Source organism: Croceitalea sp. MTPC5 (assembly GCF_036985505.1).
GTDB lineage: Bacteria > Bacteroidota > Bacteroidia > Flavobacteriales > Flavobacteriaceae > Croceitalea.
In genome coordinates, this window is the sequence record NZ_BTGQ01000024.1 from 1 (window position 1) to 1,541 (window position 1,541).

Genomic DNA, 1,541 nt, shown 5'->3' on the forward strand with positions numbered 1-1,541 from the left:
TCTTTAAGTATGGAGTATCAACAGAAACAATCCCGGACCCAACTTGCCCTCTACACCACTTGTCTGGACGATATGATCGCCGAGGAAAATTCGGTACGCATCATTGACCGTTTTGTGGACGGTCTGGATTTACAGGCCATAGGTTTTGGGGCCATGGCACCGCAAGGTCGTCCGCCCTATGATCCCGCCGATCTCTTAAAGCTTTACATCTATGGATATTTGAACCGGATACGTTCTTCCAGAAGTCTGGAGCTTGAGTGTGCCCGCAACATCGAACTGATCTGGCTGCTCGGCAACCTAAGGCCCGACCACAATACCATTGCCCGTTTCAGGAAGGACAACCCCAAAGCGATAAAGCGGGTGTTCCGCCATACGGTGTCCATTGCCAAGAACCACGAGTTGATCGGCGCCACCCTTATTGCCGGGGATTCCACCAAACTCAGGGCACAGAACAGCAAAAAGAACAACTTCAACCTAAAGAAGGTCGCACGCCACCTTGAATACATCGATAAAAAACTCGAGGAACACCAACAAGAACTGGCCAAGGCGGACGGGGACGCAAAGGAAGAAATCCGTAAGTTGGCAAAAAACAGGGAACGGCAACGGGAAAGGTATGTACGCATTCAAAAGGAACTGCGGGCCGATACCTCCACGGAAAACCCACAGATCTCCACCAGTGACCCGGACAGCCGACACCAGATCGTGAGGGGCACCATTACGGAAGTCTGTTATACGGCACAGACAACGGTGGATGCCGACCATAAGCTCTTGATCGATTACAAGATCACCAACCAAAATGACAAAAAGGCCATGGGCGGTATGCTCAGAAGGGCAAAGGCCATTTTGGGGACCAACTCCTTTACCGCACTATATGACAAAGGCTACCATACCGGGAGCGAGTTCAAGGTGGCCAACGACATTGGGGTCGATACCCTGGTGGCCGTACCCGGTATCGGCCGTGCCAGCCAAGCACCAGATCCGGCATATAACGCCGAACATTTCAACTACGACCCGCAACAGGACAGCTATCGCTGCCCACAGGGCCATGAGCTTACCAGTAACGGAAACTGGTACAGGGCACGCAACTACCGGTTCAAGCAATACAGGACAAAAGCATGCAAAAATTGCCCGGTGCGCAACGGATGCACATCGGCAAAGCAAAATGGAAAGATATTACAGCGCAGTGAGTTCACCGCATTCATCGAACATAACGCCCGTAGGGTAACGGAGCAACCCGATATTTACAAAAAACGACAGGCCTTGGTCGAACATCCCTTCGGTACCATAAAAAGGCAATGGGGCTTTGACCACATCATCACCAAAAAGGGAATGCCCACAGCCGGTGCCGACTTTGGGTTCATTGCATTGGCGTACAATTTAAAAAGACTTATCAAATTGGGTTGGAAGCCCGAAATCAGGGCAAAACATCGAACGAACATCCTAAAAACGCTCCTTATCACCGTTAAAAGGTCGAAAGATGAGTTCTTGGCCCATATATCCGCATTTATGAAAATCCAACCTTCTTACAGGCAAATATCCCT

The 1,541-nt window shown here is 50.4% G+C and carries 1 protein-coding gene; it reads left to right on the plus strand.

Translation table 11 applies throughout. The features are described from left to right. Window positions 1-9: 9 nt before the first annotated feature. A partial coding sequence (locus AACM45_RS20235) for an IS1182 family transposase (protein ID WP_339145020.1) occupies window positions 10-1,541 on the plus strand: 1,532 nt, incomplete at its 3' end.